Source organism: Chromobacterium sp. CV08 (assembly GCF_051129845.1).
Classification (GTDB): domain Bacteria; phylum Pseudomonadota; class Gammaproteobacteria; order Burkholderiales; family Chromobacteriaceae; genus Chromobacterium.
This window is the reverse complement of sequence record NZ_CP150453.1, coordinates 4,774,545-4,797,459: the sequence shown is the minus strand read 5'-3', so window position 1 is coordinate 4,797,459 and position 22,915 is coordinate 4,774,545. Positions and strand designations below refer to the sequence as shown.

24 protein-coding genes are annotated in these 22,915 nt (G+C 66.7%); 20 read left to right on the top strand and 4 right to left on the bottom strand.

Features of this window, described 5'->3' with window-relative positions:
- The first annotated feature begins 10 nt into the window (after positions 1–10).
- From murD to moaC, 11 genes are all read left to right on the top strand, one after another.
- The gene (gene murD / locus WNM05_RS22000) at positions 11–1,372 is read left to right on the top strand and encodes a UDP-N-acetylmuramoyl-L-alanine--D-glutamate ligase (protein WP_434631110.1); all 1,362 of its coding nucleotides are present in this window, start codon (positions 11–13) and stop codon (positions 1,370–1,372) included.
- On the top strand, positions 1,369–2,526 hold the full coding sequence (ftsW, locus tag WNM05_RS21995; RefSeq protein WP_434631107.1) for a putative lipid II flippase FtsW: 1,158 nt from the start codon (positions 1,369–1,371) through the stop codon (positions 2,524–2,526). The genes murD and ftsW overlap by 4 nt, the downstream gene beginning before the upstream one ends.
- 5 nt (positions 2,527–2,531) lie before the next feature.
- A complete protein-coding gene (gene murG / locus WNM05_RS21990) occupies positions 2,532–3,614 on the top strand; it encodes an undecaprenyldiphospho-muramoylpentapeptide beta-N-acetylglucosaminyltransferase (RefSeq protein WP_434631105.1) in 1,083 nt (360 codons plus the stop codon).
- A gap of 37 nt (positions 3,615–3,651) precedes the next feature.
- Positions 3,652–5,046, top strand: a complete 1,395-nt coding sequence (gene murC, locus WNM05_RS21985) for a UDP-N-acetylmuramate--L-alanine ligase (RefSeq protein WP_434631103.1) — start codon at positions 3,652–3,654, stop codon at positions 5,044–5,046.
- 47 nt (positions 5,047–5,093) lie between these two features.
- Positions 5,094–6,002 (top strand): D-alanine--D-alanine ligase, encoded by a 909-nt coding sequence (locus WNM05_RS21980; protein ID WP_434631101.1) that lies wholly within the window; start codon positions 5,094–5,096, stop codon positions 6,000–6,002.
- Entirely contained in the window at positions 5,992–6,717 is a 726-nt protein-coding gene (locus WNM05_RS21975; RefSeq protein ID WP_434631099.1) for a cell division protein FtsQ/DivIB, read from the top strand. Before WNM05_RS21980 ends, WNM05_RS21975 begins: the two co-directional genes overlap by 11 nt.
- Before the next feature lie 46 nt (positions 6,718–6,763).
- Positions 6,764–7,981 carry a cell division protein FtsA gene (gene ftsA / locus WNM05_RS21970; protein ID WP_434635185.1) on the top strand — a complete coding sequence of 406 codons (1,218 nt, stop codon included), beginning with the start codon at positions 6,764–6,766 and terminating at the stop codon, positions 7,979–7,981.
- Positions 7,982–8,063: 82 nt separating this feature from the next.
- Positions 8,064–9,251: a cell division protein FtsZ gene (gene ftsZ, locus WNM05_RS21965; RefSeq protein ID WP_434631097.1), complete on the top strand. Its 1,188-nt coding sequence runs from the start codon at positions 8,064–8,066 to the stop codon at positions 9,249–9,251.
- Positions 9,252–9,363: 112 nt separating this feature from the next.
- Positions 9,364–10,275: a UDP-3-O-acyl-N-acetylglucosamine deacetylase gene (gene lpxC / locus WNM05_RS21960; RefSeq protein WP_434635184.1), complete on the top strand. Its 912-nt coding sequence runs from the start codon at positions 9,364–9,366 to the stop codon at positions 10,273–10,275.
- 4 nt (positions 10,276–10,279) lie between these two features.
- Positions 10,280–10,462, top strand: coding sequence for a hypothetical protein (locus WNM05_RS21955; RefSeq protein WP_434631095.1), 183 nt, complete (start codon positions 10,280–10,282; stop codon positions 10,460–10,462).
- 37 nt (positions 10,463–10,499) lie between these two features.
- The gene (moaC, locus tag WNM05_RS21950; RefSeq protein WP_434631094.1) at positions 10,500–10,976 is read left to right on the top strand and encodes a cyclic pyranopterin monophosphate synthase MoaC; all 477 of its coding nucleotides are present in this window, start codon (positions 10,500–10,502) and stop codon (positions 10,974–10,976) included.
- Here the strand turns inward: moaC and WNM05_RS21945 are convergent.
- From WNM05_RS21945 to WNM05_RS21930, 4 genes are all read right to left on the bottom strand, one after another.
- Positions 10,973–11,860 (bottom strand): permease, encoded by an 888-nt coding sequence (locus WNM05_RS21945; protein WP_434631092.1) that lies wholly within the window; start codon positions 11,858–11,860, stop codon positions 10,973–10,975. The two genes, moaC and WNM05_RS21945, sit on opposite strands and share 4 nt — an antisense overlap.
- An 88-nt stretch (positions 11,861–11,948) precedes the next feature.
- Positions 11,949–12,479: a hypothetical protein gene (locus WNM05_RS21940; protein ID WP_434631090.1), complete on the bottom strand. Its 531-nt coding sequence runs from the start codon at positions 12,477–12,479 to the stop codon at positions 11,949–11,951.
- Positions 12,480–12,616: 137 nt separating this feature from the next.
- Complete coding sequence (locus tag WNM05_RS21935; protein ID WP_434631088.1) at positions 12,617–13,129, bottom strand: CNP1-like family protein; 513 nt, start codon at positions 13,127–13,129, stop codon at positions 12,617–12,619.
- 11 nt (positions 13,130–13,140) lie between these two features.
- Entirely contained in the window at positions 13,141–13,905 is a 765-nt protein-coding gene (locus WNM05_RS21930; RefSeq protein WP_434631086.1) for an NRDE family protein, read from the bottom strand.
- Between the two features lie 125 nt (positions 13,906–14,030).
- Between WNM05_RS21930 and WNM05_RS21925 the strand changes: the two genes are divergently transcribed.
- From WNM05_RS21925 to WNM05_RS21885, 9 genes are all read left to right on the top strand, one after another.
- Entirely contained in the window at positions 14,031–14,261 is a 231-nt protein-coding gene (locus WNM05_RS21925; RefSeq protein WP_434631084.1) for a sulfurtransferase TusA family protein, read from the top strand.
- Positions 14,262–14,324: 63 nt separating this feature from the next.
- Positions 14,325–15,359: a dihydroorotase gene (gene pyrC / locus WNM05_RS21920; protein ID WP_434631081.1), complete on the top strand. Its 1,035-nt coding sequence runs from the start codon at positions 14,325–14,327 to the stop codon at positions 15,357–15,359.
- 423 nt (positions 15,360–15,782) lie between these two features.
- Positions 15,783–17,396, top strand: coding sequence for a peptide ABC transporter substrate-binding protein (locus WNM05_RS21915; protein ID WP_434631079.1), 1,614 nt, complete (start codon positions 15,783–15,785; stop codon positions 17,394–17,396).
- A gap of 121 nt (positions 17,397–17,517) precedes the next feature.
- Entirely contained in the window at positions 17,518–18,438 is a 921-nt protein-coding gene (oppB, locus tag WNM05_RS21910; protein WP_101709920.1) for an oligopeptide ABC transporter permease OppB, read from the top strand.
- 13 nt (positions 18,439–18,451) lie between these two features.
- Positions 18,452–19,366, top strand: a complete 915-nt coding sequence (locus WNM05_RS21905; RefSeq protein ID WP_434631077.1) for an ABC transporter permease subunit — start codon at positions 18,452–18,454, stop codon at positions 19,364–19,366.
- Between the two features lie 26 nt (positions 19,367–19,392).
- Positions 19,393–20,394, top strand: a complete 1,002-nt coding sequence (locus WNM05_RS21900; protein ID WP_434631075.1) for an oligopeptide/dipeptide ABC transporter ATP-binding protein — start codon at positions 19,393–19,395, stop codon at positions 20,392–20,394.
- Entirely contained in the window at positions 20,387–21,376 is a 990-nt protein-coding gene (oppF, locus tag WNM05_RS21895) for a murein tripeptide/oligopeptide ABC transporter ATP binding protein OppF (protein ID WP_434631072.1), read from the top strand. Before WNM05_RS21900 ends, oppF begins: the two co-directional genes overlap by 8 nt.
- Before the next feature lie 87 nt (positions 21,377–21,463).
- A complete protein-coding gene (locus tag WNM05_RS21890) occupies positions 21,464–21,886 on the top strand; it encodes a DUF3224 domain-containing protein (RefSeq protein ID WP_434631069.1) in 423 nt (140 codons plus the stop codon).
- Between the two features lie 201 nt (positions 21,887–22,087).
- The gene (locus tag WNM05_RS21885) at positions 22,088–22,816 is read left to right on the top strand and encodes a 2-phosphosulfolactate phosphatase (RefSeq protein ID WP_434631066.1); all 729 of its coding nucleotides are present in this window, start codon (positions 22,088–22,090) and stop codon (positions 22,814–22,816) included.
- Positions 22,817–22,915 lie beyond the last annotated feature (99 nt).

Genomic DNA, 22,915 nt, shown 5'->3' with positions numbered 1-22,915 from the left:
GACGGAATAAATGGATTACGCCAATCGACATGTGACGGTGGTGGGGCTGGGAGGCTCCGGCCTGGCGGCCGCGCGCTACCTGGCCGCCCACGGCGCGCGCGTGCGCGTCGCCGACGCCAGGCCGTCCGCCGAGCGGCTGGCCGAGCTGGAGCGTCACCTGCCGGGCACCGAGGTGATCGCCGGCGACTTCGACGACGCGACCTTCGCCGGCGCCGAGCTGCTGGTGCTCAGCCCCGGCGTGCCGCTGGCCAACCCGGCCGTCGCCGCCTTCCGCCGCGCGGGCGGCGAGGTCGTCGGCGACATCGAGATCCTGGCGCGCGCGATCCGGAACGACGGCAGCAAGGTGATCGCCATCACCGGCTCCAACGGCAAGAGCACCGTCACCAGCCTGGTCGGCCATCTGTGCGAGTCCGCCGGCCTGGACACCGTCGTCGCCGGCAATATCGGCCTGGCGGTGCTGGACGCGCAGCGGGAAAGGGAGCAAAGCGGCAAGCGGCCCGATGTCTGGGTGCTGGAGCTGTCCAGCTTCCAGCTGGAGTCGACCTACTCGCTGGAGGCCGACGCCGCCACCGTGCTGAACATTTCCGAGGACCACCTCGACCGCTACGCCGATCTGCTGGACTACGCCCACACCAAGACCCGGGTGTTCAACGGCCGTGGCGTGCAGGTGCTGAACCGCGACGACGCGCTGGTGCGGGCGATGGCGCGGCCGGACCATGCGCAGCGGTGGTTCTCGCTCGAGGGCGCCGCAGACTACGCGCTGGCGCGCGACGGCGGCTACTGGCTGAAGGTGGACGGCGAAAAAGTGTTCGACTGCGCCGACATGCAGCTGCAGGGCCTGCACAATGCCGCCAACGCGCTGGCCGCGCTGGGCCTGTGCCAGGGCATAGGCCTGCCGCTGGCGCCGTTGCTGGATGGATTGAAGACTTTCCGCGGCCTGGCGCACCGCGTCGAGCTGGTAGACGAATTCGACGGTGTCGCGTTCATAGACGATTCCAAGGGCACCAATGTCGGCGCGACCGAGGCCGCGCTGAACGGCATGACCCGGCCGGTGGTGCTGATCGCCGGCGGCGACGGCAAGGGTCAGGACTTCGCGCCGCTTGAGCCGGCCTGCCGGCGCATCGCCCGCGCAGTGCTGCTGATAGGCCGCGACGCCGACAAGATCGCGGCGGCGCTGGACGGCAGCGGCCTGGCGCTGGAGCGCTGCGACACGCTGGAGGACGCGACCCGCCGCGCGGCGGCGCTGGCCCGTTCCGGCGACGTGGTGCTGCTGTCGCCGGCCTGCGCCAGCCTGGACATGTTCCGGAACTACGCGCACCGGGCCCAGGTATTCGTAGACACCGTCGCGGCGGTGAAGGCGGAGCGGGCATGAACGGCAATCCGGCACGCCGCTACACGGCGATCACCCCGCTGGACGAGGCGCTGGCCTGGGCGCTGGCGCTGCTGCTGTCCATCAGCCTGGTGATGGTGTATTCGGCGTCCATCGCGTACGCGGAGGCGGATGCGGCGACGCAGAACCGCTACTTCTACCTGATACGCCACATCGTGTTCATGGTGATCGGGCTGTCGGCGGCCTACGCGGCCTTCCAGATTCCGACCGGCTTCTGGCAGAAGTACTCGGGAAAGATCTTCCTGATCGGCTTGGTGATGCTGGTGCTGGTGTTGATACCCGGCATCGGCAAGGTGGTCAACGGCTCGCGCCGCTGGATCAATCTGTTCGTGTTGAACCTGCAGCCGTCGGAGGTGATGAAGTTCGCCACCGTGCTGTACGCCGCCGACTACACGGTGCGCAAGAGCCATCTGCTGCACAGCATCAAGGAGGGCTTCCTGCCGATGTTCGCGGCGATGGTGGTCGTGGCCTTCCTCTTGCTGCGCGAGCCGGACTTCGGCGCGCTGATGGTGGTGATGAGCATCGCGATGGGCCTGCTGTTCCTCGGCGGCATCAATATGCGCATCTTTTCGGGACTGGCGGCGATGGCGGTGGTGGCCATCGTGCTCTTGATCGTGTCGTCGCCGTACCGGCTGAAGCGGGTGCTGGGCTTCATGGATCCGTGGGACGACCCGTACGGCAAGGGTTACCAGCTGTCCCACTCGCTGATCGCCATCGGCCGCGGCGAATGGTTCGGCGTCGGCCTGGGCGGCAGCATCGAGAAATTGTTCTACCTGCCGGAGGCGCACACCGACTTCATCATGGCGGTGATCGCCGAGGAGTTCGGCTTCGCCGGCATCTGCGTGGTGATCGGCCTGTACGCCTGGATCGTGCGTCGCGCCTTCCACATCGGTGTCGAGTCGAAAAAGCTGGAGCGCTACTACCAGGCGCTGGTGGCGCAGGGCATAGGCATCTGGCTCGGCATCCAGGTGTTCTTCAACATCGGCGTGAACATGGGCCTGCTGCCGACCAAGGGTCTGACGCTGCCGCTGATGTCCTTCGGCGGCTCGGCGATGCTGATGAATTTGATCGCGGTGGCGGTGCTGCTGCGAGTTGATTATGAGAACCGGCGCATCATGCGCGGGTACAAGGTTTGAGAGAAATGGCGAATCGAACGGTCATGGTGATGGCGGCAGGTACCGGCGGACACATCGTCCCCGGCCTCGCCGTGGCCAGGGAATTGCAGCAGAGCGGCTGGAAGGTGGTATGGCTGGGCACCCGCCGCGGCATGGAGAACAAGCTGGTGCCGCCGACCGGCATTCCGCTGGAAAGACTGAATTTCCACGGCGTGCGCGGCAAGGGCCTGCTCGGTTCGATCAAGGGCGCGCTGCAGCTGCTCGGCGCCTTTTTCGGCAGCGCGGCGTCCATTCTGCGCCACCGTCCGGACGTGGTGCTGGGCATGGGCGGCTATGTCTGCCTGCCGGGCGGCGTGATGGCCGGCCTGCTGTGGAAGCCGCTGGTGCTGGTCAACGCCGACGCCAGCCTGCTGCTGAGCAACAAGGCCCTGCTGCCGTTCGCGAAGAAGCTGGCCTGCGGCTTCGACGGCGACGCGGCGAGCGCGGCGAAGGCGCTGGTCACCGGCAATCCGGTGCGCGGCGAGATCGAGGGCATGGCGCCGCCGGCCGAGCGTTTCGCCGGCCGCAGCGGCCCGCTTAAGGTGCTGGTCGTCGGCGGCAGCCTGGGCGCCAGGGTATTGAACGACACGCTGCCGCAGGCGCTGGCCCTGCTGCCGGCCGACAAGCGGCCGCTGCTGACGCATCAGACCGGCGAGGCGAATTTCGCCGCGGTCGAGGCGGCCTACCGGGCCGCCGGCCTGTCGGACGCGGTGGAGCTGCTGCCCTTCGTCGACGACATGCCGAAGCGGCTGGCCGAGTGCGATCTGGTGATCTGTCGCGCCGGCGCGATCACCGTCAGCGAATTGTGCGCGGCCGGCGTGGCCAGCGTGCTGGTGCCGCTGGTGGTGTCGACCACCGGCCACCAGCGCGACAACGCCGAGTGGCTGGAGAAGGAAGGCGCGGCCTGGCACGTGCCGCAACGGGAATTGAGCGCGGACAGGCTGGCTGGCCTGTTGGCGCGGCTGGACAGGGAACAGTTGCTGGACAAGGCCGAGCGCGCCCGCGCGCAGGCCCGTCCGGGCGCCGCAGGCCGCGTGGCCGAGCTGTGCCGGCAACTGGCCGGGGAATGACAGGGCGCCGAGCGAGCGTCCCAGCAGAGACACAGACATGAAACACAGGGTCAAACACATACATTTCGTCGGCGTCGGTGGTGTCGGCATGTGCGGCATCGCCGAGGTGCTGCACGGCCTCGGCTACACCGTGTCCGGTTCCGACATGGCCGACGGCGCGACGACCAAGCGGCTGGCGGCCGAGGGCGTGCGCGTGTTCTTCGGCCACGACGCCACCTATATCGAGGGCGCCGACGTCGTGGTGACCTCGACCGCGGTCAAGGCCGACAACCCGGAAGTGCTGGCGGCGCGCGACAAGCGCATCCCGGTGATTCCGCGCGCGATGATGCTGGCCGAGCTGATGCGCTTCAAGCAGGGCATCGCCATCGCCGGCACCCACGGCAAGACGACGACGACCAGCCTGACCGCGTCGGTGCTGGGCGCGGCCGGCCTCGATCCGACCTTCGTCATCGGCGGCAAGCTGACCGCCGCCGGCACCAACGCCAAGCTGGGTCTCGGCGAATTCCTGGTGGCCGAGGCCGACGAGTCGGACGCGTCCTTCCTGCACCTGAGTCCGGTGATGGCGGTGGTGACCAATATCGACGCCGACCACATGGACACCTATGACCACAGCTTCGACAAGCTGAAGCAGGCCTTCGTCGACTTCCTGCAGCGGATGCCGTTCTACGGCCGCGCGGTGCTGTGCGTCGACGACCCGAATGTGCGCGAGATCCGCGAGCGCGTCACCAAGCCGGTGACCACCTACGGCCTCGACGACTCGGCCGACATCTACGCCGAGAACGTCCGCGCCGTCGCCGGCCAGATGCATTTCGACGTGGTGGTGAAGAACGGCGCCATCACCCGCTTCCCGCTGGTGTTGAACCTGCCGGGCCGCCACAACGTGCTGAACGCGCTGTCGGCGATCGCCATCGGCCTGGAGTGCGGCGCCAGCATAGCGGCCATCCAGAAGGGCCTGTCCGAGTTCGCCGGCGTCGGCCGCCGCTTCCAGCGCTACGGCGAGGTCAAGGCGAAGGACGGCGGCAGCTTCACGCTGGTCGACGACTACGGCCACCACCCGGTGGAAATGGCCGCGACGCTGGCCGCCGTGCGCGGCGCCTTCCCGGGCCGCCGGCTGCTGCTGGCCTTCCAGCCGCACCGCTACACCCGAACCCGCGATCTGTTCGAGGACTTCGTCAAGGTGCTGTCCGGCGTAGACGCGCTGCTGCTGTCCGAGGTGTACGCCGCCGGCGAGGCGCCCATCGTCGCGGCCGACGGCCGGGCGCTGGCGCGCGCGGTGCGCGTCGGCGGCAAGGTGGAGCCGCTGTTCGTCGAGGACATCGCCGATCTGCCGCAGGCCATTGTCGACGCGGCGAGGGACGGCGACGTGGTGGTGACGATGGGCGCCGGCTCGGTCGGCGCGGTGCCGGCCAAGGTGTTGGCGCTGGCGGTTTGACAGAATTCCGTCCGCGCCGCCGGCGCGGACATGCAGAGGATAGACAGATGAAGCAGTACGGCAAGGTGGCGGTGTTGATGGGCGGAAGCTCGGCCGAGCGCGAAGTGTCGCTGATGAGCGGCGCCGGCGTGCTGGCGGCACTGCTGGCCAAGGGGGTGGACGCCCACGGGTTCGATACGGCCGAGAAGCCGTTGTCGGCGCTGAAGGACGAGGGTTTCGACAGCGTGTTCAACGTGCTGCACGGCCCGTTCGGCGAGGACGGCACGCTGCAGGGCGCGCTGGAGGCGCTGGGCGTGCCGTATACCGGTTGCGGCGTGATGGCGTCGGCGGTCTGCATGGACAAGTGGCGCACCAAGCTGCTGTGGAAGGGCGCCGGCCTGCCGATACCGGCGTTCGAGCTGCTGACCGACGACAGCGATTTCGACGCGATCGAGAAGGCGCTGGGCCTGCCCATCTTCGTCAAGCCGTCGACCGAAGGCTCCAGCATAGGCGTGAGCAAGGTCAAGACGCCGGGCGGCCTGAAGGCGGCTTACGAGGAGGCGAGCCGCTACGACGACATCGTCATCGCCGAGCAGTTCATCGGCGGCGGCGAGTATACCTGCGCGGTGATAGGCGAGACCGCCTACCCGACGGTGAAGATCGAGCCGGCGACCGAGTACTACGACTACGACGCCAAGTACTTCCGCGACGACACCGTCTACCGTTGCCCCGGCCTGGCCGGCGACGCGGAGAGCCGGGCGCGCGAACTGTGCCTGAAGGCGTTCAAGGTATTGGGCTGCCAGGGCTGGGGCCGGGTGGACTTCCTGATGGACGAGGCCGGCGGCGTGTATCTGCTGGAGGCCAACACCAATCCCGGCATGACCAGCCACAGCCTGGTGCCGATGGCGGCGCGGGCCGAGGGCATCGGTTACGAAGACCTGTGTCTGAAGGTATTGGATACGGTGCATGTGGGATAACCATCGGCTGCTCCGGAGCCTGGCCAATCTGATGCTGGGCGCTGCAGCGCTGATGTTGCTGTACGCGGGGGGATTCTGGCTGACGCATGCGCCGGTGTTCCCGGTGAAGAAGATACGGATTCAGGGCGACATGAACCGGGTGACGGCGGAGCAGTTGAAGTTCATCGCGGAACACGAGCTGTCCGGCACCTTCTTCACGCTGGACATCGACAAGACGCGGGCCGCCTTCGGCAAGCTGCCGTGGGTGCGAGACGCGCAGGTGAGGCGGCGCTGGCCGGACGCGCTGGACATCACCGTGGAGGAGCATGCGGCGCTGGCGCGCTGGGGGGAGAGCGGTCTGGTCAACACCCGCGGCGAGCGCTTCGACGCCGCCAGCGACGCGAAGCTGCCGGTGTTCTACGGCCCGGCAGGCGCCGAGAAGGACATGACGGCGATGCTGACGCAGCTGCGGCAGGCATTGCAGCCGTCGGGCCTGGCGCCGCGAGAGCTGTGGCTGTCGTCGCGGCGGGCGTGGAAAGTGGTGCTGGACAACCAGTTGCAGCTGGAGCTGGGACGTAATGACGCGGCGATGCGCGCGGAGCGCTTCGCCGGCTACTGGAAGAGCAGGTTGGCGCGGTTGCCGTATCACATCGAATACGTCGACATGCGCTACCCGAACGGATTCGCCGTGCGGATGCCCGATTACAAGGCGCCGCCGGCCAAGGGAAACAAGTGATTAGGCGTTGGAGCGACAGGTGAGCAAACCAAAGGAAAGCAAGAGCATGCTGGTCGGCCTGGACATCGGCACCTCCAAGATCGTGGCGATCGTGGCGGAGGTGCTGGAAGACGGCCAGCTTAACATCGTCGGCATGGGGCATACCCCGTCCCGCGGCCTGAAGCGCGGCATGGTGGTCAACATCGAGTCCACCGTGCAGGCGATACAGCGCGCGCTGGAAGAGGCCGAGCTGATGGCCGACTGCAAGATTCACGAGGTCTTCGTCGGCATCGCCGGCAGCCACATCAAGAGCGTGAACTCGCACGGCATGGTGGCGATCAAGGACCGCGAAGTCACCAAGATGGACATCGACCGGGTGATAGAGACCGCGCGCGCGGTGACCATCCCGCCGGACCACCAGGTGCTGCACATCCTGACCCAGGAATACAGCATCGACGGCCAGGAAGGCGTGCGCGAGCCGCTGGGCATGAGCGGCGTGCGGCTGGAAGCCAAGGTGCACATCGTCACCGGCGCGGTGTCCGCCGCGCAGAACGTGACCAAGTGCGTGCGCCGCTGCGGCCTCGAGGTGTCCGACCTGGTGTTGCAGCCGATGGCCTCGGCCATCGCCGTGCTGTCCGAGGATGAGAAGGACCTCGGCGTCTGCCTGATCGACATCGGCGGCGGCACCACCGACATCGCCGTCTACGTCGGCGGCGCGATCCGCCACACGGCGGTGATCCCGATCGCCGGCGACCAGATCACCAACGACATCGCGATGGCGCTGCGCACGCCGACCAAGGAGGCCGAGGACATCAAGATCCAGCACGGCGTCGCGCTGGTCGGCCTGGCCGATCCGGCCCAGATGATAGAGGTGCCGGGCGTCGGCGAGCGCGGTCCGCGCCAGATGTCGCGCGCGACGCTGGCCGAAGTGGTCGAGCCGCGCGTCGAGGAGCTGTTCCAGCTGGTGCAGCAGGAGCTGCGCCGCAGCGGTTTCGAGGAATTGCTGTCGTCCGGCATGGTGCTGACCGGCGGCGCCAGCCTGATGCCCGGCATGGTGGAGCTGGCCGAGGAGGTGTTCCACCTGCCGGTCCGCGTCGGCGTGCCGAAGTATGTCGGCGGCCTGGCCGAGGTGGTGAAGACGCCGCGCTTCTCGACCGGCGTCGGCCTGCTCTTGTACGGCAAGGATCAGATCCAGGGTTATTCGGGCCCCAGCGGCAAGGCGGAATCCGCCGGCGTGGGCCAGTTGTTCGGCAAGATGAAGGCCTGGTTCGCCGGGAACTTCTAAGCAGCACAGGCCGCCGCACGGTGCGGCGGCAAGGTAATTCGGGCGTAGTACACGTGGCTCATCTTATGTTGAGGAGAGGAAAATGAGCGGAATGGTTTTTGAAGTGATGCAGGAAACGGCCAGCGCGGCCGTCATCAAGGTGATCGGCGTAGGCGGCGGCGGTTGCAACGCCATCGACAATATGATCACCGGCAATGTGCACGGCGTGGAATTCATCTGCGCCAACACCGACGCGCAGTCGCTGCAGCGCAACCGCGCGCCGCAGAAGCTGCAGCTGGGCACCAATCTGACGCGCGGCCTCGGCGCCGGCGCCAATCCGGAAGTCGGCCGCAGCGCGGCGCTGGAAGACCGCGAGCGCATCGCCGAAAGTCTGCGCGGCGCGAACATGGTCTTCGTCACCGCCGGCATGGGCGGCGGCACCGGCACCGGCGCGGCACCGGTCGTCGCCGAGGTGGCCAAGGAAATGGGCATCCTGACCGTCGGCGTGGTCACCCGTCCGTTCGAGCACGAAGGCAAGCGTCTGAAAGTGGCGCAGAACGGCATCGAGGATCTGAAGAAGCACGTCGACTCGCTGATCGTGATTCCGAACGAGAAGCTGATGGAAGTGCTGGGCGACGACGTGACGATGCGCGAGGCCTTCCGCGCCGCCGACGACGTGCTGAAGGGCGCCGTGGCCGGCATCGCCGAAGTGATCACCTGCCCGGGCCTGATCAACGTCGACTTCGCCGACGTGCGCACCGTGATGAGCGAGATGGGCCTGGCGATGATGGGTTCCGCTTACGCCTCCGGCATCGACCGCGCCCGCGTGGCCGCCGAGCAGGCCGTGGCCAGCCCGCTGCTGGACAACATCACGCTGGAAGGCGCGCGCGGCGTGCTGGTGAATATCTCCACCGCGCCGGGCTGCCTGAAGATGAGCGAGTACCGCGAGATCATGGGCATCGTGCGCCAGTACGCCGACGAGGACGCCCAGATCAAGTTCGGCACCGCCGAAGTGGAAGACATGCCGGAAGACACCATCCGCGTGACGCTGATCGCCACCGGCCTCGGCCAAAAGAAGGCGGTCCGCAACGAGGATCGTCCGGAATACATCAAGATCGTCAAGACCGGCACCGACGACCGCGCCGTCGAGATGGTCAACTACGAGGACCTGGACGCGCCGGCCATCATGCGCACCGGCCGCCGCCGCGCGTCGCCGTCGCTGGACTTCTCCAATCCGGAAGTCAGCGAGAGCTACGACATCCCGGCCTTCCTGCGCAAGCAGGCCGATTGAACGGGGGACGCGGATAGATAAACGCTATTCATGCCAGCAAATCAATCAATAAAGCATAGGCGGTCGCTATGCTAGAATCGGGTTTTCCCGTTTGGTTGAGTAGCCTGAAATGATCTTGCAGCGCACGCTGAAGCAAGCGATCAGCGCCACGGGCGTCGGTCTGCATTCCGGCGAGCGGGTGAAGCTCACCCTGCTGCCGGCGCCGCCCGATACCGGCATCGTCTTCCGTCGCACCGACTTGCCCGAGCCGGTCGACGTGAAGGTGGAACCTTCGCTCGTCAACGACACGCGCCTCTCCTCCACGCTGGTGACGGATACCGGCGTGCGTGTCGGCACGATCGAGCATCTGATGTCGGCGTTCGCCGGCTTCGGCATCGACAACCTGATCGTCGAGGTGACGGCGGCGGAAATCCCCATCATGGATGGTTCCGCCGCCCCCTTCCTCTACCTGCTGCAGGCGGCCGGGGTGGTCGAGCAAGCCAAGAAGAAGCGCTTCATCCGCGTCAAGCAGACCGTGATGGTGGAAGACCGCGGCGTGTGGGTCCGGCTGGACCCGCACGACGGCTTCAAGATCACGCTGTCCATCGAGTTCAACCATCCGGCGTTCAACCGCGCGCCGCAGACGGTGGAAGTCGACTTCGCCCATCATTCGTATACCGACGAGATCAGCCGCGCGCGGACCTTCGGCTTCATGCACGAGGTCGAATACATGCGCAACCACGGCCTGGGACGCGGCGGCAGCCTGGACAACGCCATCGTCATCGACGATGAATACGTGCTGAATCCGGAAGGCCTGCGCTTCCCGGACGAGTTCGTCCGCCACAAGATCCTGGACGCGATCGGCGACCTCTACATCGTCGGCCACCCGCTGATCGCGGCGTTCTCCGGCCACAAATCCGGCCACGCGATGAACAACAGGCTGTTGCGCAAGCTCTTGGAAACGCCGGAGGCCTGGGAGTACGCCAGCTTCGACGATCCGCTGGACGCGCCGTCCAGCTTCCATCAGCTGCCGCCCGAGGAGTGAGGCCGTGTTCGGCTTCTGGCGGCTGTGGCTGCTGGCGACGATACTGGCGACAGGCTGGGCCCTGCTGTGTTTCGCGCTGACCCGCGACCGCCGCCACCTGCGGCGCGTGCTGGCCATCGTCCGCTGGAGCGCCGGCCTGCTGATCGTCGTTTCCTGCTTCTGGCTGATTTTCCGCCTGCTGCGCTGAGCGCCGCGGGCGTTTTGCATTGAAGGATGGATTGTCCATGACCCGACTGACCCATTTCGACGCAGCCGGCCAGGCCCATATGGTCGACGTCGGCGCCAAGGCCGTCACCGCGCGCCGCGCGGTCGCCGAGGGCCTGATCCGCATGCAGCCGGCGACGTTCGCGCTGGTGAAGGGCGGCGGCCACAAGAAGGGCGATGTGCTCGGCATCGCCCGTGTCGCCGCCATCATGGCGGCGAAGAAGACCTGGGACCTGATCCCGCTGTGCCATCCGATCGCGCTGACGCGGCTGGCGGTGGACTTCGAGCTGAGGGACGCCGAATCGGCGGTGCGGATAGCGGTCATCGCCGAGTGCGCCGGCCAGACCGGCGTCGAGATGGAGGCGCTGACGGCGGTCAACGTCGGCCTGCTGACCATCTACGACATGTGCAAGGCGGTGGACCGCGGCATGGTCATCGACGGCGTGCGCCTGCTGGAGAAGGACGGCGGCAACAGCGGCAGCTGGCGCGCCGGCTAGCCGCCGGCGCCGCGCAGCAGCAGCGCCGCCGCCGCGTAGACGCCGATGGCGACGATGCTGATGCAGGTGCCGCAGGCGATGGGGCCGGCCGAGCGGCCGGTCTTCATATAGTGGGTTTCCAGCACGATGATGTTCGCCGCCGGCGGCAGCAGGCACATCAGATACAGCGCCGGCTGGTTGTCGAGCACCAGCCGGATGTCCAGCTGGCGGCAGACCGCGACGAACAGCGTCAGCAGCGCGGCGATGGCGGCGGCGCGCAGCGCCGACAGCCGCAGCGCCCGGCCGAAATCGGCGACGCCGAGCCGCGTGGCCGACAGCCAGATGCCGAGTATCGACATGCCGAGCAGGCTCATCAGGAATTTCAGCGCCTCGTAGCCCGGACGGGCGTAGGCCTGCAGCTGCGGGCCGAAGGGCATCAGCGCGACGCCGACCAGCAGCGCCCACACCGGCGGCGCCTTCAACGTCTCCCATGTCCGCGCCTTCAGGCTGCTGCCGCCGGCCATCAGGCCGACGCCGACCGAATTGCCCAGCAGCGAGCTGCCGACATAGGCGGCGATGAACACCGTCGCCGCGCCGTCGCCGAACAGCGTGCTGGCCACCGGCATGCCCAGCCAGCCTATGTTCAGATAGCTGAAGCACAGATTGCGCACCGGGTCCCGCGTAGAGAGCCGGCTCAGCAGCAGGAGGCCGACCATCATGGCCATTGTGCCGGCCATGACGGCGAATACGCCGGGCCGGTGGGCGGCGATGTTGTAGATGATGACCAGCGGAATGACGAACTTGGTCAGCAGCGCCGACGCGCGGCTTTTGACGTCGAACGGGGCGCGGCCGAGCGCGAGGCCGGCCAGCAGGTAGAGCAGCGGAGCGAACAGGGAAATCGACATGCCGGGTATCGGTTCGAGGTTGCGATCGGCGCGCGGCGGCATGCCGGCGCGAGGCCTGCGACTATACCATAACATTGGCATGCGCCGGCTACTTGCCCGCCTCCTGCGGCTGCATCTGCGGATAGCCGTCGGCGTGGACGGCGGGGGGATGGATCTCGTGCCAGCTGTCGTGGCGATTCCACTCGTACAGCGCGCGGCCGCGCTGCAGGTGCAGGTAGACATGCTGGTAGCGCGAGCGCGCCAGCATGCCGTCGGTCAGGCGGTTCAGTTCGGGGATGGAGATGGCCAGCAGCAGCGGCCAGGCGGCGACGCCGTGCTCCAGCGTGCCGGCCGCCAGCAGCAGGTGCAACTGGTGGCCGGACGGGACCTGGTAGTCCTTGCCGACCTTGGCCTCGATGCGGCAGGCGACGTCGAGGGCGTTGGCCGGCAGCGAGAACAGCGAGCCGATGCCGCCGGCGATCTGCAGCGTCGAGTGCGCCTCGCGTTTGCGGCTGTGCCGGCGGGTATGCTCGCCGGCCAGCACCTCGGTCACCTCGATGGCGAGCAGGCGGCCGTCGGGCAGCTTGACGCCGACGTCGGGCGCCGGGCATTTCAGCGACTGCATGTCGAGCGGCTCCATGCCCTTTTGCTCGAATAGCCGCCTGACCCATTCCCTTTCCCGGTTTTCCTGCTGAGTTTGCTGATCCATCGGCGCCCGCGCGAATGCAAGACAGATGTTTTATTCTAGAACATCCGCCGGGCGGCTTCGCGGCGGGCTCAGCCGCCCTTGCGCAGCGCCTGCCGGGCGACGTCGAGGTCGCGCGGGGCCTGGTGGTCCGGACACAGGCGTTCGCGCAGTTCGCGGCGCAGCTTGTCGCCGAAGACGATGTCCTGCCACAGCGGCCGCATCGGTTCAATCCAGCGATGGTTGACGCTGTCGCCGAAGCCGTAGGCGCGGTACTTGTTGTCCTTGCACAGTATGCCCTCGGCGCTGAGGTTCTCGACGCCGCCGCTGCTGAGGACCTTGCTGATGTAGCGCACGACGCCGTCCTTGCCGATGCTGAGCGAGCCGGCATCGACGAAATAGCGGTTCTGCTGCAGCCAGTCCGGCTTCACCTCGACCCAGTCGGCCGCCTGCGGGTACGGCGGCAGCGCGTAGTCCTCTTCCTGCCACGGCTTGTCGTCGTCGATCGCGTAGTTGTAGTTCTTGATAACGCGGCCCTCGGCCTGGGCCGTCAGGCTCAGGCACAAGGCCAGCGCGGCCGGCAATGCGGTGAAACGGATATTCAACGGTGTGCTCCTCAGCGCGCCTGGCCGGCGCGCAGATTGTAATGCCGGCGGCCGGTCTCGCGTCCTGCCAGGCCCCAGCTCAGTTCGGAAAAGCCTATGTCGCCGCGGCTGGACACCGTCAGCAGCATCGACGCGCGGGTGCCGTAGTCTCGGCCCTGGATGAAGATCGGGGACAGCGTCTTTTCCAGCGCGAGGCCGATGCGGGTATTGGGCAGCTGGCCCGGGCCGGCCGGCGTCGGATCGGACAGCGCCGCATAGGCCTGATCCTCGGTCGGCGTCCGGCCGAAGCCGCCCAGGTATTCCGCCAGCCGCTGGCTCTTGAACCACGGCGTGTCCAGCGTGGCGTTCGACAGCGTGTGGATGCCGGGCGTCACGCGGGCGATCTGCCGGCCGGGGCTGTGGAAGAAGAACAGGTCGGCGGTGGTGCCGAACAACAGATTGAACGGCCCGTAGCGGTGGCATTCGGCGCGCAGCCAGTCGGCGAAGGCGAAGGCGTCCTCGTCGCCGCTGACGAAGCGCTGCACCAGCTCGCCGCGCGAGCGCTCGGCCTTGGCGGGAAACCCGTCGCGGACGTTGGTGACGGCGGCGATGCGGTTGCGGCCGTCCACCATCAGCCAGCTGCCGCCGGACTGCAGGTCGCGGCCGCCCAGCGTGTTCGGGTATTCCGGCCACCAGTCCAGCGGCTCGGCGGGGCGGGCGTAGTATTCGTCGCGGTTGGCCAGCAGTACCAATTGGCCCAGGCCCGGCGTTTTGTAGGCGAAAGCAATGATGCACATGATGCGGTGACCGATTTGGGTAAGGCTTGACGACTGGCGTAAACTATACGGCTACGGCCTGTCCGCTCGTCGGCGCAGGCCCGGATTTCTCCATTGTAACGCGATATGGCTGAGGATACCGGCCCATGACACCCGACAAGCAGATTGATCTTTCCGGCCTGAACTGCCCGCTGCCGATATTGCGCGCGAAAAAGGCGCTGGCCGACATGGCCAGCGGCGCCGTGCTGGAGGTGATCGCCACCGACCCCGGCGCGCCCAAGGACTTCGAGGCCTTCTGCCGGCAGACCGGCAACGGCCTGCTGGAATCGACCGCCACCGCCGAGGGCAAGTTCCGGATGGTGCTCCGGCGCAAGTAGACATCGCTGGCGACGGTTTTCCGTCGCCATTGTTTTATCCATCGTAACGGCAAGCCATCCACCATGCAGACACTTTCCCTGATCCGCCCCGACGACTGGCACTTGCACCTGCGCGACGACGCCGCGCTGGCGGCGGTGCTGCCCGACACCTGTCGCCAGATGGGCCGCGCCATCGTGATGCCTAACCTGAAGCCGCCGGTGACCACCGTCGAGGCCGCCGCCGCCTACCGCGAGCGCATCCTGGCCGCCCGGCCCGCAGGCAGCCGCTTCGAGCCGTTGATGACGCTGTACCTGACCGACAAGACCAGTGCGGACGAGATCCGCCTGGCCAGGGCCAGCGGCTTCGTCCACGGGGTCAAGCTGTACCCGGCCGGCGCCACCACCAATTCCGACCACGGCGTCACCGACATCGCCCGCGCGATGCCGGCGCTGGAGGCGATGGCCGAGCTCGGCCTGCCGCTGTTGGTGCATGGCGAGGTCACCGACGCCGACATCGACGTGTTCGACCGCGAGGCGGTCTTCATCGAGCGGGTGATGAAGCCGTTGCTGCAGAAGCTGCCGACGCTGAAGGTGGTGTTCGAGCACATCACCACCCGCGAGGCGGCCGAGTTCGTTGCCGCCGCGCCGGCCAATGTCGCCGCGACCATTACCGCCCATCATCTGTTGATGAATCGCAACGCCTTGTTCGTCGGCGGCATCCGTCCGCACCACTACTGCCTGCCGGTGCTGAAGCGCGAGCTGCACCGCCAGGCGCTGCTGAAGGCGGCGACGTCCGGCTCGGCCAAGTTCTTCCTCGGCACCGACAGCGCGCCGCACGCGAAGGGCGCCAAGGAGGCGGCCTGCGGCTGCGCCGGCATGTACACGGCCAACGCGGCGATCGAGCTGTACGCCGAGGCCTTCGAGGCCGCCGGCGCGCTGGACAGGCTGGAGGCCTTCGCCAGCCTGAACGGTCCGGCCTTCTACGGCTTGCCGGCCAACGGCGACCGCATCGAACTGGTCAAGGAGAGCTGGACGGTGCCGGCCGAGCTGCCGTATCCGGGCGACGCGCTGGTGCCGCTGCGCGCCGGGGAAAGCGTGGCCTGGCGGTTCAGGGACTGATCCGGCACGCCATCACGCCAAGGCCGCCTTCGGGCGGCTTTTTTCATCGGCGGGCCGTTTCGCATTGAATGCGACAGGCGCGATCGCTTTTTAAATATAAGATTATTCTGATTTTAAATATGAAATAAGGGTCCGCCCCCGGATATGGCATGAATTTTACTTGGATCAGCCACCAGCATTTCACATGTCAGGATGTCAAAACAATAAAAACGAATGCCCGGCAAGGCCATTGATTTAGCTGAATAGTCCATTGTCGGACAAATTTTTCTTTTTGATTAAAATGAATGGCATATTGTCTGTCTGGGGGCTTGATGTATTCAAAACCCTCTGCGCATAATCTGCGCATCCACTCTGGATACAATCGAGTGAAAAAAATCCGCTGCCGGCGCGCCGAGTGGCGAGACAGAACAAGGAGAGTAGAAGATGACGAATAAGCAATCGCTGCGCGCGGTCGCCGCCGCCGTCGCGCTGGCGCTGGCTTCCGGTTCCGTGTTGGCCGCCCAGGTGCCCGCGGGCGTCAAGCTGGCCGCCAAGCAGACCCTGATCCGCAACACCGGCTCCGAGCCGGAAACGCTGGACCCGGCGGTAGCCGAATCGGTGCCGGCCAACACCATCACCGCCGATCTGTTCGAAGGCCTGACCAGCGCCGACAACAACGGCAAGATCCTGCCGGGCGTGGCCGAGTCCTGGAAGCAGACCGACGCCACCACCTGGGTGTTCCATCTGCGCAAGAACGCCAAGTGGTCCGACGGCCGTCCGGTCGCCGCCGACGACTTCGTCTACGGCTGGCAGCGCTTCCTCGATCCGAAAACTGCCTCCCCGTATTCCGAGACCTACGGCATCTTCATCCTGAACGGCAAGGAGATCGCCACCGGCAAGAAGAAGCCGTCCGAGCTCGGCATCAAGGCCGTCGACAAATACACGCTGGAAGTGAAGACGCCGTACCCGGTGCTGTTCCTGCCGGCGCTGGTCGCCAACACCCAGTTCGCTCCGGCGCCGAAGGCCGTGATCGAGAAGTACGGCAAGGACTGGGTCAAACCGGGCAAGATGGTCAGCAACGGCGCCTACATGCTGAAGGACTGGCAGGTCAACAGCAAGGTCGTCGTCGCCAAGAACCCGAACTACTGGGACGCCAAGAGCGTGGTGCTGAACCAGACCACCTATCTGCCGATCGAGGACAGCAACGCCGACGTCAAGCTGTATGAGTCCGGCCAGAACGACTGGGTGCTGAACCTGCCGCCGGGCTCCTTCGACAAGTACAAGGCCCAGTATCCGAAGGAAATCCACAACGGCGAACTGGCCGCGCTGCGCTACTACTCGTTCAACAACAAGGATGCGCTGCTGAAGGACGTGCGCGTGCGCAAGGCGCTGTCCATGGTCATCGACCGCGACATCCTGGCGAAGAAAGTGACCGCCGACGGCCAGAATCCGGCCTACAGCGTGATGGTGCACGGCGTGTCCGGCGCCGATCCGTCCAGCTACGACTGGGTCAAGTGGCCGATGGCCAAACGCGTGGACGAGGCCAAGAAGCTGCTGGCCCAGGCCGGCGTCAAGCCGGGCGCCAAGATCAAGTTCACCTACAACACCAACGACTACCACAAGAAGATGGCGATCTTCGCCGCGTCCGAGTGGAAGTCCAAGCTGGGCCTGAACACCGAGCTGGAAAGCCTGGAGTTCAAGGTGCTGCTGAAGAAGCGTCACGACGGCGACTACCAGATCGCCCGCAATGGCTGGAACGCCGACTATAACGACGCCACCACCTTCCTGGCGCTGGTCGAGTGCGGCAACACCCAGAACGACAACCAGAACTGCAATCCGAAGGCCGAAGAGCTGATCAAGCAGGGCAACCAGTCGCTGGATCCGGCCAAGCGCAAGCAGCTGTTCACCCAGGCGGTGAAGATGATCATGGACGACTACGCGATGCTGCCGCTGCTGCAGTACACGGCGCCGCGTCTGATCAAGTCCTATGTCGGAGGCGTCGGCCAGAACCCGCTGGACCGCTACCGCAGCAAGGATCTGTACATCATCCAGCACTGAGGCGAAACGCCGGCCCCGCCGGCGACAAACGAGGCCGGATGTCCGCCGACGCGGCCATCCGGCTTGTGATGTAGGGGCCGGGCCGCGGCGCGCGCCGCGTCCGCCCATACGGAGTTACACCATGTGGTCCTACACTTTCCGACGCATTCTGGCGGCGATTCCGACGCTGCTGGCCGTCATTACCGTCTGCTATCTGCTGCTGCACATGACCCCGGGGGGGCCGTTCGACGGCGAGCGCAAGATTTCCGAAGCGGTGCTGGCCAATCTGCAGGCCAAATACCATCTGGACCTGCCGCTGTGGAAGCAGTATCTGTACTACCTGAATAGCCTGCTGCACGGCGATCTGGGCGCCTCCTTCCGCTACGCCGACTGGAGCGTCAACGACCTGGTGGCCAGCGCGCTGCCGGTTTCCGCCACGATAGGCGGCAGCGCCATCCTGATCTCGCTGGTGATAGGCATCGCGCTCGGCGTGATGGCCGCGCTGCGCCAGAACAGCATGGTCGATTACCTGGTGATGTTCCTCGGCAATATCGGCGGCGCCTTTCCGTCCTTCATCCTCGGACCGGTGCTGGTGCTGATCTTCGCCGTGACGCTGAAATGGCTGCCGGCCGGCGGCTGGAACCATTTCGATCCGAAGTTCATGGTGCTGCCCATCATGCTGCTGGTGTTCATCAACATCTCGACGATAGGCCGCGTGATGCGCGGCAGCCTGATCGAGGTGCTGAACAGCAACTTCATCCGCACCGCCCGCGCCAAGGGCCTGCCGCTGCGCACCATCGTGCTGCGCCACGCGCTGAAGCCCGCGCTGATGCCGGTGGTGACGCTGCTGGGGCCGCTGGCGATCTCGTCGATCACCTCGGCGGTGGTGACCGAATCGATCTTCTCGCTGCCCGGCCTGGGCAAGCTGATCGTCAACGGCGCCGCCAACCGCGACTACACGCTGGTGCTGGGCCTGGTGGTGCTGGTGACGGTGATCACCGTGGTATTCAACCTCCTCGTCGACCTGGCCTACGCCTTGCTCGATCCGAAGATCCGCTACTGAGGGGGCGGGAGTTATGATGAAGAGCAAGCAAGCCGCCGCCGTGGTGGCAATCGAGAACGGCCTGGCCGAAGCCGCGGTCGAGGGCCGCAGCCCGTGGCGCGACGCCCGCATCCGTTTTTTCCGCAACAAGGCGGCGGTGGTCAGCCTGGTGGTGCTGGTGCTGATCACGCTGTCCTGTATCGTCGGCCCGATGGTGCTGCCGTACAGCTATGAGGATACCGACTGGAACGCGATGAGCCAGGCGCCGGCCTGGGCCGGCACGCACTGGTTCGGCACCGACGCGCTGGGCCGCGACCTGCTGGTGCGCTGCCTGACCGGCGGCCGCATCTCGCTGATGGTCGGCGCGCTGGCCACCGTGGCCTCGGTGACGCTGGGCGTCGTCTGGGGCGCGACCGCCGGCTTCCTCGGCGGCAAGGTCGACGCGCTGATGATGCGCATCGTCGACATGATGTACGCCGTGCCCTACCTGCTGATCGCCATCCTGATGGTGACGCTGCTGGGCCGCGAGTTCTATCTGGTGGTGCTGACCATCACCGTGTTCTCGTGGATGGACATGGCGCGCGTGGTGCGAGGCCAGACGCTGGCGATCAAGTCCAAGGAGTATGTCGAGGCCGCGCACGCGATCGGCGTGTCGACCCCGACCATCATCTTCCGCCACATCGTGCCCAACCTCCTGGGCATCGTGGTGATCTACACGACGGTGACGGTGCCGGGCGTGATCCTGACCGAGTCGGTGCTGTCCTTCCTCGGCCTCGGGGTGCAGGAGCCGATGACCAGCTGGGGCGTGCTGATCCAGGACGGCGCAGGCGTGATGGAAACCACGCCTTGGATCCTGCTGTTCCCGGCCGGCATGCTGTCGCTGACGCTTTACTGCGCCAACTACATCGGCGACGGCCTGCGCGACGCGCTGGACCCGAAAGACCGCTGACCCCCGCAGGATAGATGAGGCAAGCCATGAGCATTTTGAAAGTCAACAACCTCGGGGTTCAGTTCCAGACCAACGACGGCGTCGTCAACGCCGTCAACGGCGTGAGCTTCGAGCTGAACAAGGGCCAGACGCTGGGCATCGTCGGCGAGTCCGGTTCCGGCAAGAGCCAGACCATGCTGGCGCTGATGGGCCTGTTGGCCCGCAACGGCAAGACCAGCGGCGAGGCGCTGTTCCACGGCAAGGACCTGCTGACGCTGCCGACGCGCGACTTGAACCGCATCCGCGGCGACCGCGTGTCGATGATCTTCCAGGACCCGATGACCTCGCTGAACCCGTATCTGACGGTGGAGCGGCAGATGACCGAGGTGCTGGAGCTGCATAAGGGCATCAGCCGCCGCGAGGCGAAGAAGCGCGCGATCGAGCTGTTGGACGCGGTGCGCATTCCCGAGGCGGCGCGCCGGGTCGATATGTATCCGCACGAGTTCTCCGGCGGCATGCGCCAGCGGGTGATGATCGCGATGGCGCTACTGTGCGAGCCGGAACTGCTGATCGCCGACGAGCCGACGACGGCGCTGGACGTGACGGTGCAGGCGCAGATCCTGACGCTGCTGAAGGATCTGCAGCGCGATTTCGGCACCGCCATCATCATGATCACCCACGATCTGGGCGTGGTGGCCGGCCTGTGCGAGAACGTGCTGGTGATGTACGGCGGCCGCGCGATGGAATACGGCCGCGCCGACGACATCTTCTACCGTCCGAGCCATCCGTACACGATAGGCCTGTTGGGCGCGCTGCCGAGACTGGACCACGACGGTTCCGAACTGGTCAGCATCCCGGGCAATCCGCCGAATATGGCGAATATGCCAAAAGGTTGCCCGTTCAGCGAGCGCTGCGTGCACGCCAACGCCCGCTGCGCCAGCGAGCTGCCGCCGCTGGCGGCCAGCCCGCTCAATCCACAACTGCTGCGCGCCTGTCACAAGCCGGCGGAGGAACTGCTTCAAGCCGCCGAGGAGGTGACCCATGTCTGATCAAAAGCAAGCGATCCTGTCGGTGCGCAACGTCAAGGTGCATTTCCAGGTCAAGGCCGGCGACGCCTGGCCGTGGAGCCCGAAGAAGACGCTGAAGGCGGTGGACGGCGTCAGTTTCGACCTGTTCGCCGGCGAGACGCTGGGCGTGGTCGGCGAGTCCGGCTGCGGCAAGTCCACGCTGTCCCGCGCGATACTGAACCTGATCCCGGCCACCGACGGCGAGATCGTCTGGATGGGCAAGGACCTGCGCAAGGGTTCGGCCAGGGACTGGCAGAACGTCCGCAAGGATATCCAGATGATCTTCCAGGATCCGCTGGCCTCGCTGAACCCGCGGATGACCATCGCCCAGATCATAGGCGAGCCGCTGCGCGTGCACCGGCCCGAGCTGTCCGCCGACGAGGTGATGAAGCGGGTCAAGGCGATGATGCGCAAGGTCGGTCTGCGCGAGCAGATGATCAACCGCTATCCGCACGAGTTCTCCGGCGGCCAGTGTCAGCGCATCGGCATCGCCCGCGCGCTGATCCTGGAGCCCAAGCTGGTGATCTGCGACGAGCCGGTGTCGGCGCTGGACGTGTCGATACAGGCGCAGATCATCAATCTGTTGAAGGAATTGCAGCGGGAAATGGGCTTGGCGCTGATCTTCATCGCCCACGACCTGGCGGTGGTCAAACACATCTCGGACCGCATCCTGGTGATGTACCTGGGCCGCGAGATGGAGCTGGCCGAGAAGCGCGCGCTGTACGATGTGCCGTCGCACCCTTACACCCGCGCGCTGTTGTCGGCGATTCCTATCCCCGATCCCAAGCTGGAGAGGGGCAAGGCGATCCAGATCCTGCAGGGCGACCTGCCCAGCCCGATCAGTCCGCCGTCCGGCTGCGTGTTCCGCACGCGCTGCCCGCAGGCGGAGGCGCGCTGCGCGCAGGAGGTGCCGAAGCTGCGCCGGCTGAGCGGCGAGACGCAGTCGTCCTGCCTGCTGGCCTGAGGTCGCCCGTTCCGTATCGACGACGCCGCCGCTCGAAAGACCGGCGGCGTTTTTTCGTAGCGTGCAGTGCTTTGTCGGGAGGTTGTCATGGGTTCTTCTAGCGCAGTGGCGCTGGCCTGTCGTTTCCAGGTCAGCCAATGGCAGGAAACCGGTCTGAACGCGGCCGACGGGGCCGGCGAGCTGAAGCGCGCCAGCGTGGTCAACGCCTTCAGCGGACCGCTGGAGGGCGAGGGCAGGCTGGAGTACCAGCTGCTGTATCCGGCCCGGCCGGGCGGCGACGCCGCCTTCATCGGCTACGAGCGGGTGACGGCGAGCTGGGGCGAGCGCCGCGGCAGCTTCGTCCTGAAGCACGACGGCGTCTATTCGCCGAGCGCCGGCGTCAGCGGCCGCCTGACGGTGGTGGAGGGCAGCGGCGGCGGCGATTTCGCCGGCCTGTCCGGCGATGGCCGCATCGTCGCCCGCGCCGGCGAGCGGGGCGGCGAATACCTGCTGACGCTGCGGCTGGACTGAATCGCCGGCCAGTGTTGGAAATTCCGCAGCGAGGCCGCCGCCGGCGACGGCCTTGCTGCCTGATTCTTTTGAGTTTTTCCCGTCCAATGGTTAAGATTTTGACCTTTTGAATAATAAGTTTCGTCCGGCCGCGGCCGGGCGGGATCATTCGGAGGCGCCGCCGGCATCATGCCGGCGGCTTCCGTTTTTCGGGGACGGGAAATGCATTACGCGCAACAGGAATTTTCGGTGCGCCTGCAATGGGGGCTGGATGCGGCGCGTTTGTTGAGCGGGCAGGCCGATCATTGCGTGGTGGTCGACGTGCTGTCGTTCAGCACCAGCGTCGACGTCGCCTGCGCCAGGGGCGCCGAGGTCTGGCCCTACCACGAGCGCGGCGACGACGCCCAGGCGTTCGCCGAGGCGAGGCGCGCGCAGCTGGCGGCGCGGCGCAACCGCCTGCAGCCGTCGCTGTCGCCGGCCTCGCTGCAGCAGCTGGCCGACGGCAGCCGGCTGGTGCTGCCGTCGCCGAACGGCGCGCGGACCAGCCTGGCCAGCTGCGCCGCCGGCACCGTCGCCGGCTGCCTGCGCAACGCCGCCGCGGTGGCCGCGCATCTGGAGCGCGAGGGCGGATCGGTGCTGGTGATCGCCGCAGGCGAAGTGGACAAGGACGGCCGCCTGCGTTTCGCCTACGAGGACTTCATCGGCGCCGGCGCCATCATTTACGGCCTGTCCGGCAGCAAGACCCCGGAGGCGCTGGCGGCCGAGGCCGCCTTCGTGCTGGCCCGTCACGATCTGGAGAACCAGCTGGGGCTGGGCGCGTCGGCCGCGGCCTTGCGAGAGCGCGGCTTCGAGGAGGACGTGGCGCTGGCGGCGCAGCTGAACGTCAGCGACTGCGTGCCCTTGCTGCGGGACGGCGCCTATCGCGCGCTGGAGGCGCTGGCCGGGGCCTGAGCGGGGATGCAGGCGCGGCGGCGGCGCGCTACCATGGTGGTCCGGGCGGACCGCCGCCCCCTTCCGCATCCGGCCTGCCGGCTGCGTTGCTCGTAAACA

Excerpts from the sequence above, each read along its gene's own strand:
- murD (WP_434631110.1), top strand. The coding sequence starts at position 11 with ATGGATTACGCCAATCGACATGTGACGGTGGTGGGGCTGGGAGGCTCC.
- ftsW (WP_434631107.1), top strand. The coding sequence starts at position 1,369 with ATGAACGGCAATCCGGCACGCCGCTACACGGCGATCACCCCGCTGGAC.
- murG (WP_434631105.1), top strand. The coding sequence starts at position 2,532 with ATGGCGAATCGAACGGTCATGGTGATGGCGGCAGGTACCGGCGGACAC.
- murC (WP_434631103.1), top strand. The coding sequence starts at position 3,652 with ATGAAACACAGGGTCAAACACATACATTTCGTCGGCGTCGGTGGTGTC.
- WNM05_RS21980 (WP_434631101.1), top strand. The coding sequence starts at position 5,094 with ATGAAGCAGTACGGCAAGGTGGCGGTGTTGATGGGCGGAAGCTCGGCC.
- WNM05_RS21975 (WP_434631099.1), top strand. The coding sequence starts at position 5,992 with ATGTGGGATAACCATCGGCTGCTCCGGAGCCTGGCCAATCTGATGCTG.
- ftsA (WP_434635185.1), top strand. The coding sequence starts at position 6,764 with ATGCTGGTCGGCCTGGACATCGGCACCTCCAAGATCGTGGCGATCGTG.
- ftsZ (WP_434631097.1), top strand. The coding sequence starts at position 8,064 with ATGAGCGGAATGGTTTTTGAAGTGATGCAGGAAACGGCCAGCGCGGCC.
- moaC (WP_434631094.1), top strand. The coding sequence starts at position 10,500 with ATGACCCGACTGACCCATTTCGACGCAGCCGGCCAGGCCCATATGGTC.
- WNM05_RS21945 (WP_434631092.1), bottom strand. The coding sequence starts at position 11,860 with ATGTCGATTTCCCTGTTCGCTCCGCTGCTCTACCTGCTGGCCGGCCTC.
- WNM05_RS21940 (WP_434631090.1), bottom strand. The coding sequence starts at position 12,479 with ATGGAGCCGCTCGACATGCAGTCGCTGAAATGCCCGGCGCCCGACGTC.
- WNM05_RS21930 (WP_434631086.1), bottom strand. The coding sequence starts at position 13,905 with ATGTGCATCATTGCTTTCGCCTACAAAACGCCGGGCCTGGGCCAATTG.
- WNM05_RS21925 (WP_434631084.1), top strand. The coding sequence starts at position 14,031 with ATGACACCCGACAAGCAGATTGATCTTTCCGGCCTGAACTGCCCGCTG.
- pyrC (WP_434631081.1), top strand. The coding sequence starts at position 14,325 with ATGCAGACACTTTCCCTGATCCGCCCCGACGACTGGCACTTGCACCTG.
- WNM05_RS21915 (WP_434631079.1), top strand. The coding sequence starts at position 15,783 with ATGACGAATAAGCAATCGCTGCGCGCGGTCGCCGCCGCCGTCGCGCTG.
- oppB (WP_101709920.1), top strand. The coding sequence starts at position 17,518 with ATGTGGTCCTACACTTTCCGACGCATTCTGGCGGCGATTCCGACGCTG.
- WNM05_RS21905 (WP_434631077.1), top strand. The coding sequence starts at position 18,452 with ATGATGAAGAGCAAGCAAGCCGCCGCCGTGGTGGCAATCGAGAACGGC.
- WNM05_RS21900 (WP_434631075.1), top strand. The coding sequence starts at position 19,393 with ATGAGCATTTTGAAAGTCAACAACCTCGGGGTTCAGTTCCAGACCAAC.
- oppF (WP_434631072.1), top strand. The coding sequence starts at position 20,387 with ATGTCTGATCAAAAGCAAGCGATCCTGTCGGTGCGCAACGTCAAGGTG.
- WNM05_RS21890 (WP_434631069.1), top strand. The coding sequence starts at position 21,464 with ATGGGTTCTTCTAGCGCAGTGGCGCTGGCCTGTCGTTTCCAGGTCAGC.
- WNM05_RS21885 (WP_434631066.1), top strand. The coding sequence starts at position 22,088 with ATGCATTACGCGCAACAGGAATTTTCGGTGCGCCTGCAATGGGGGCTG.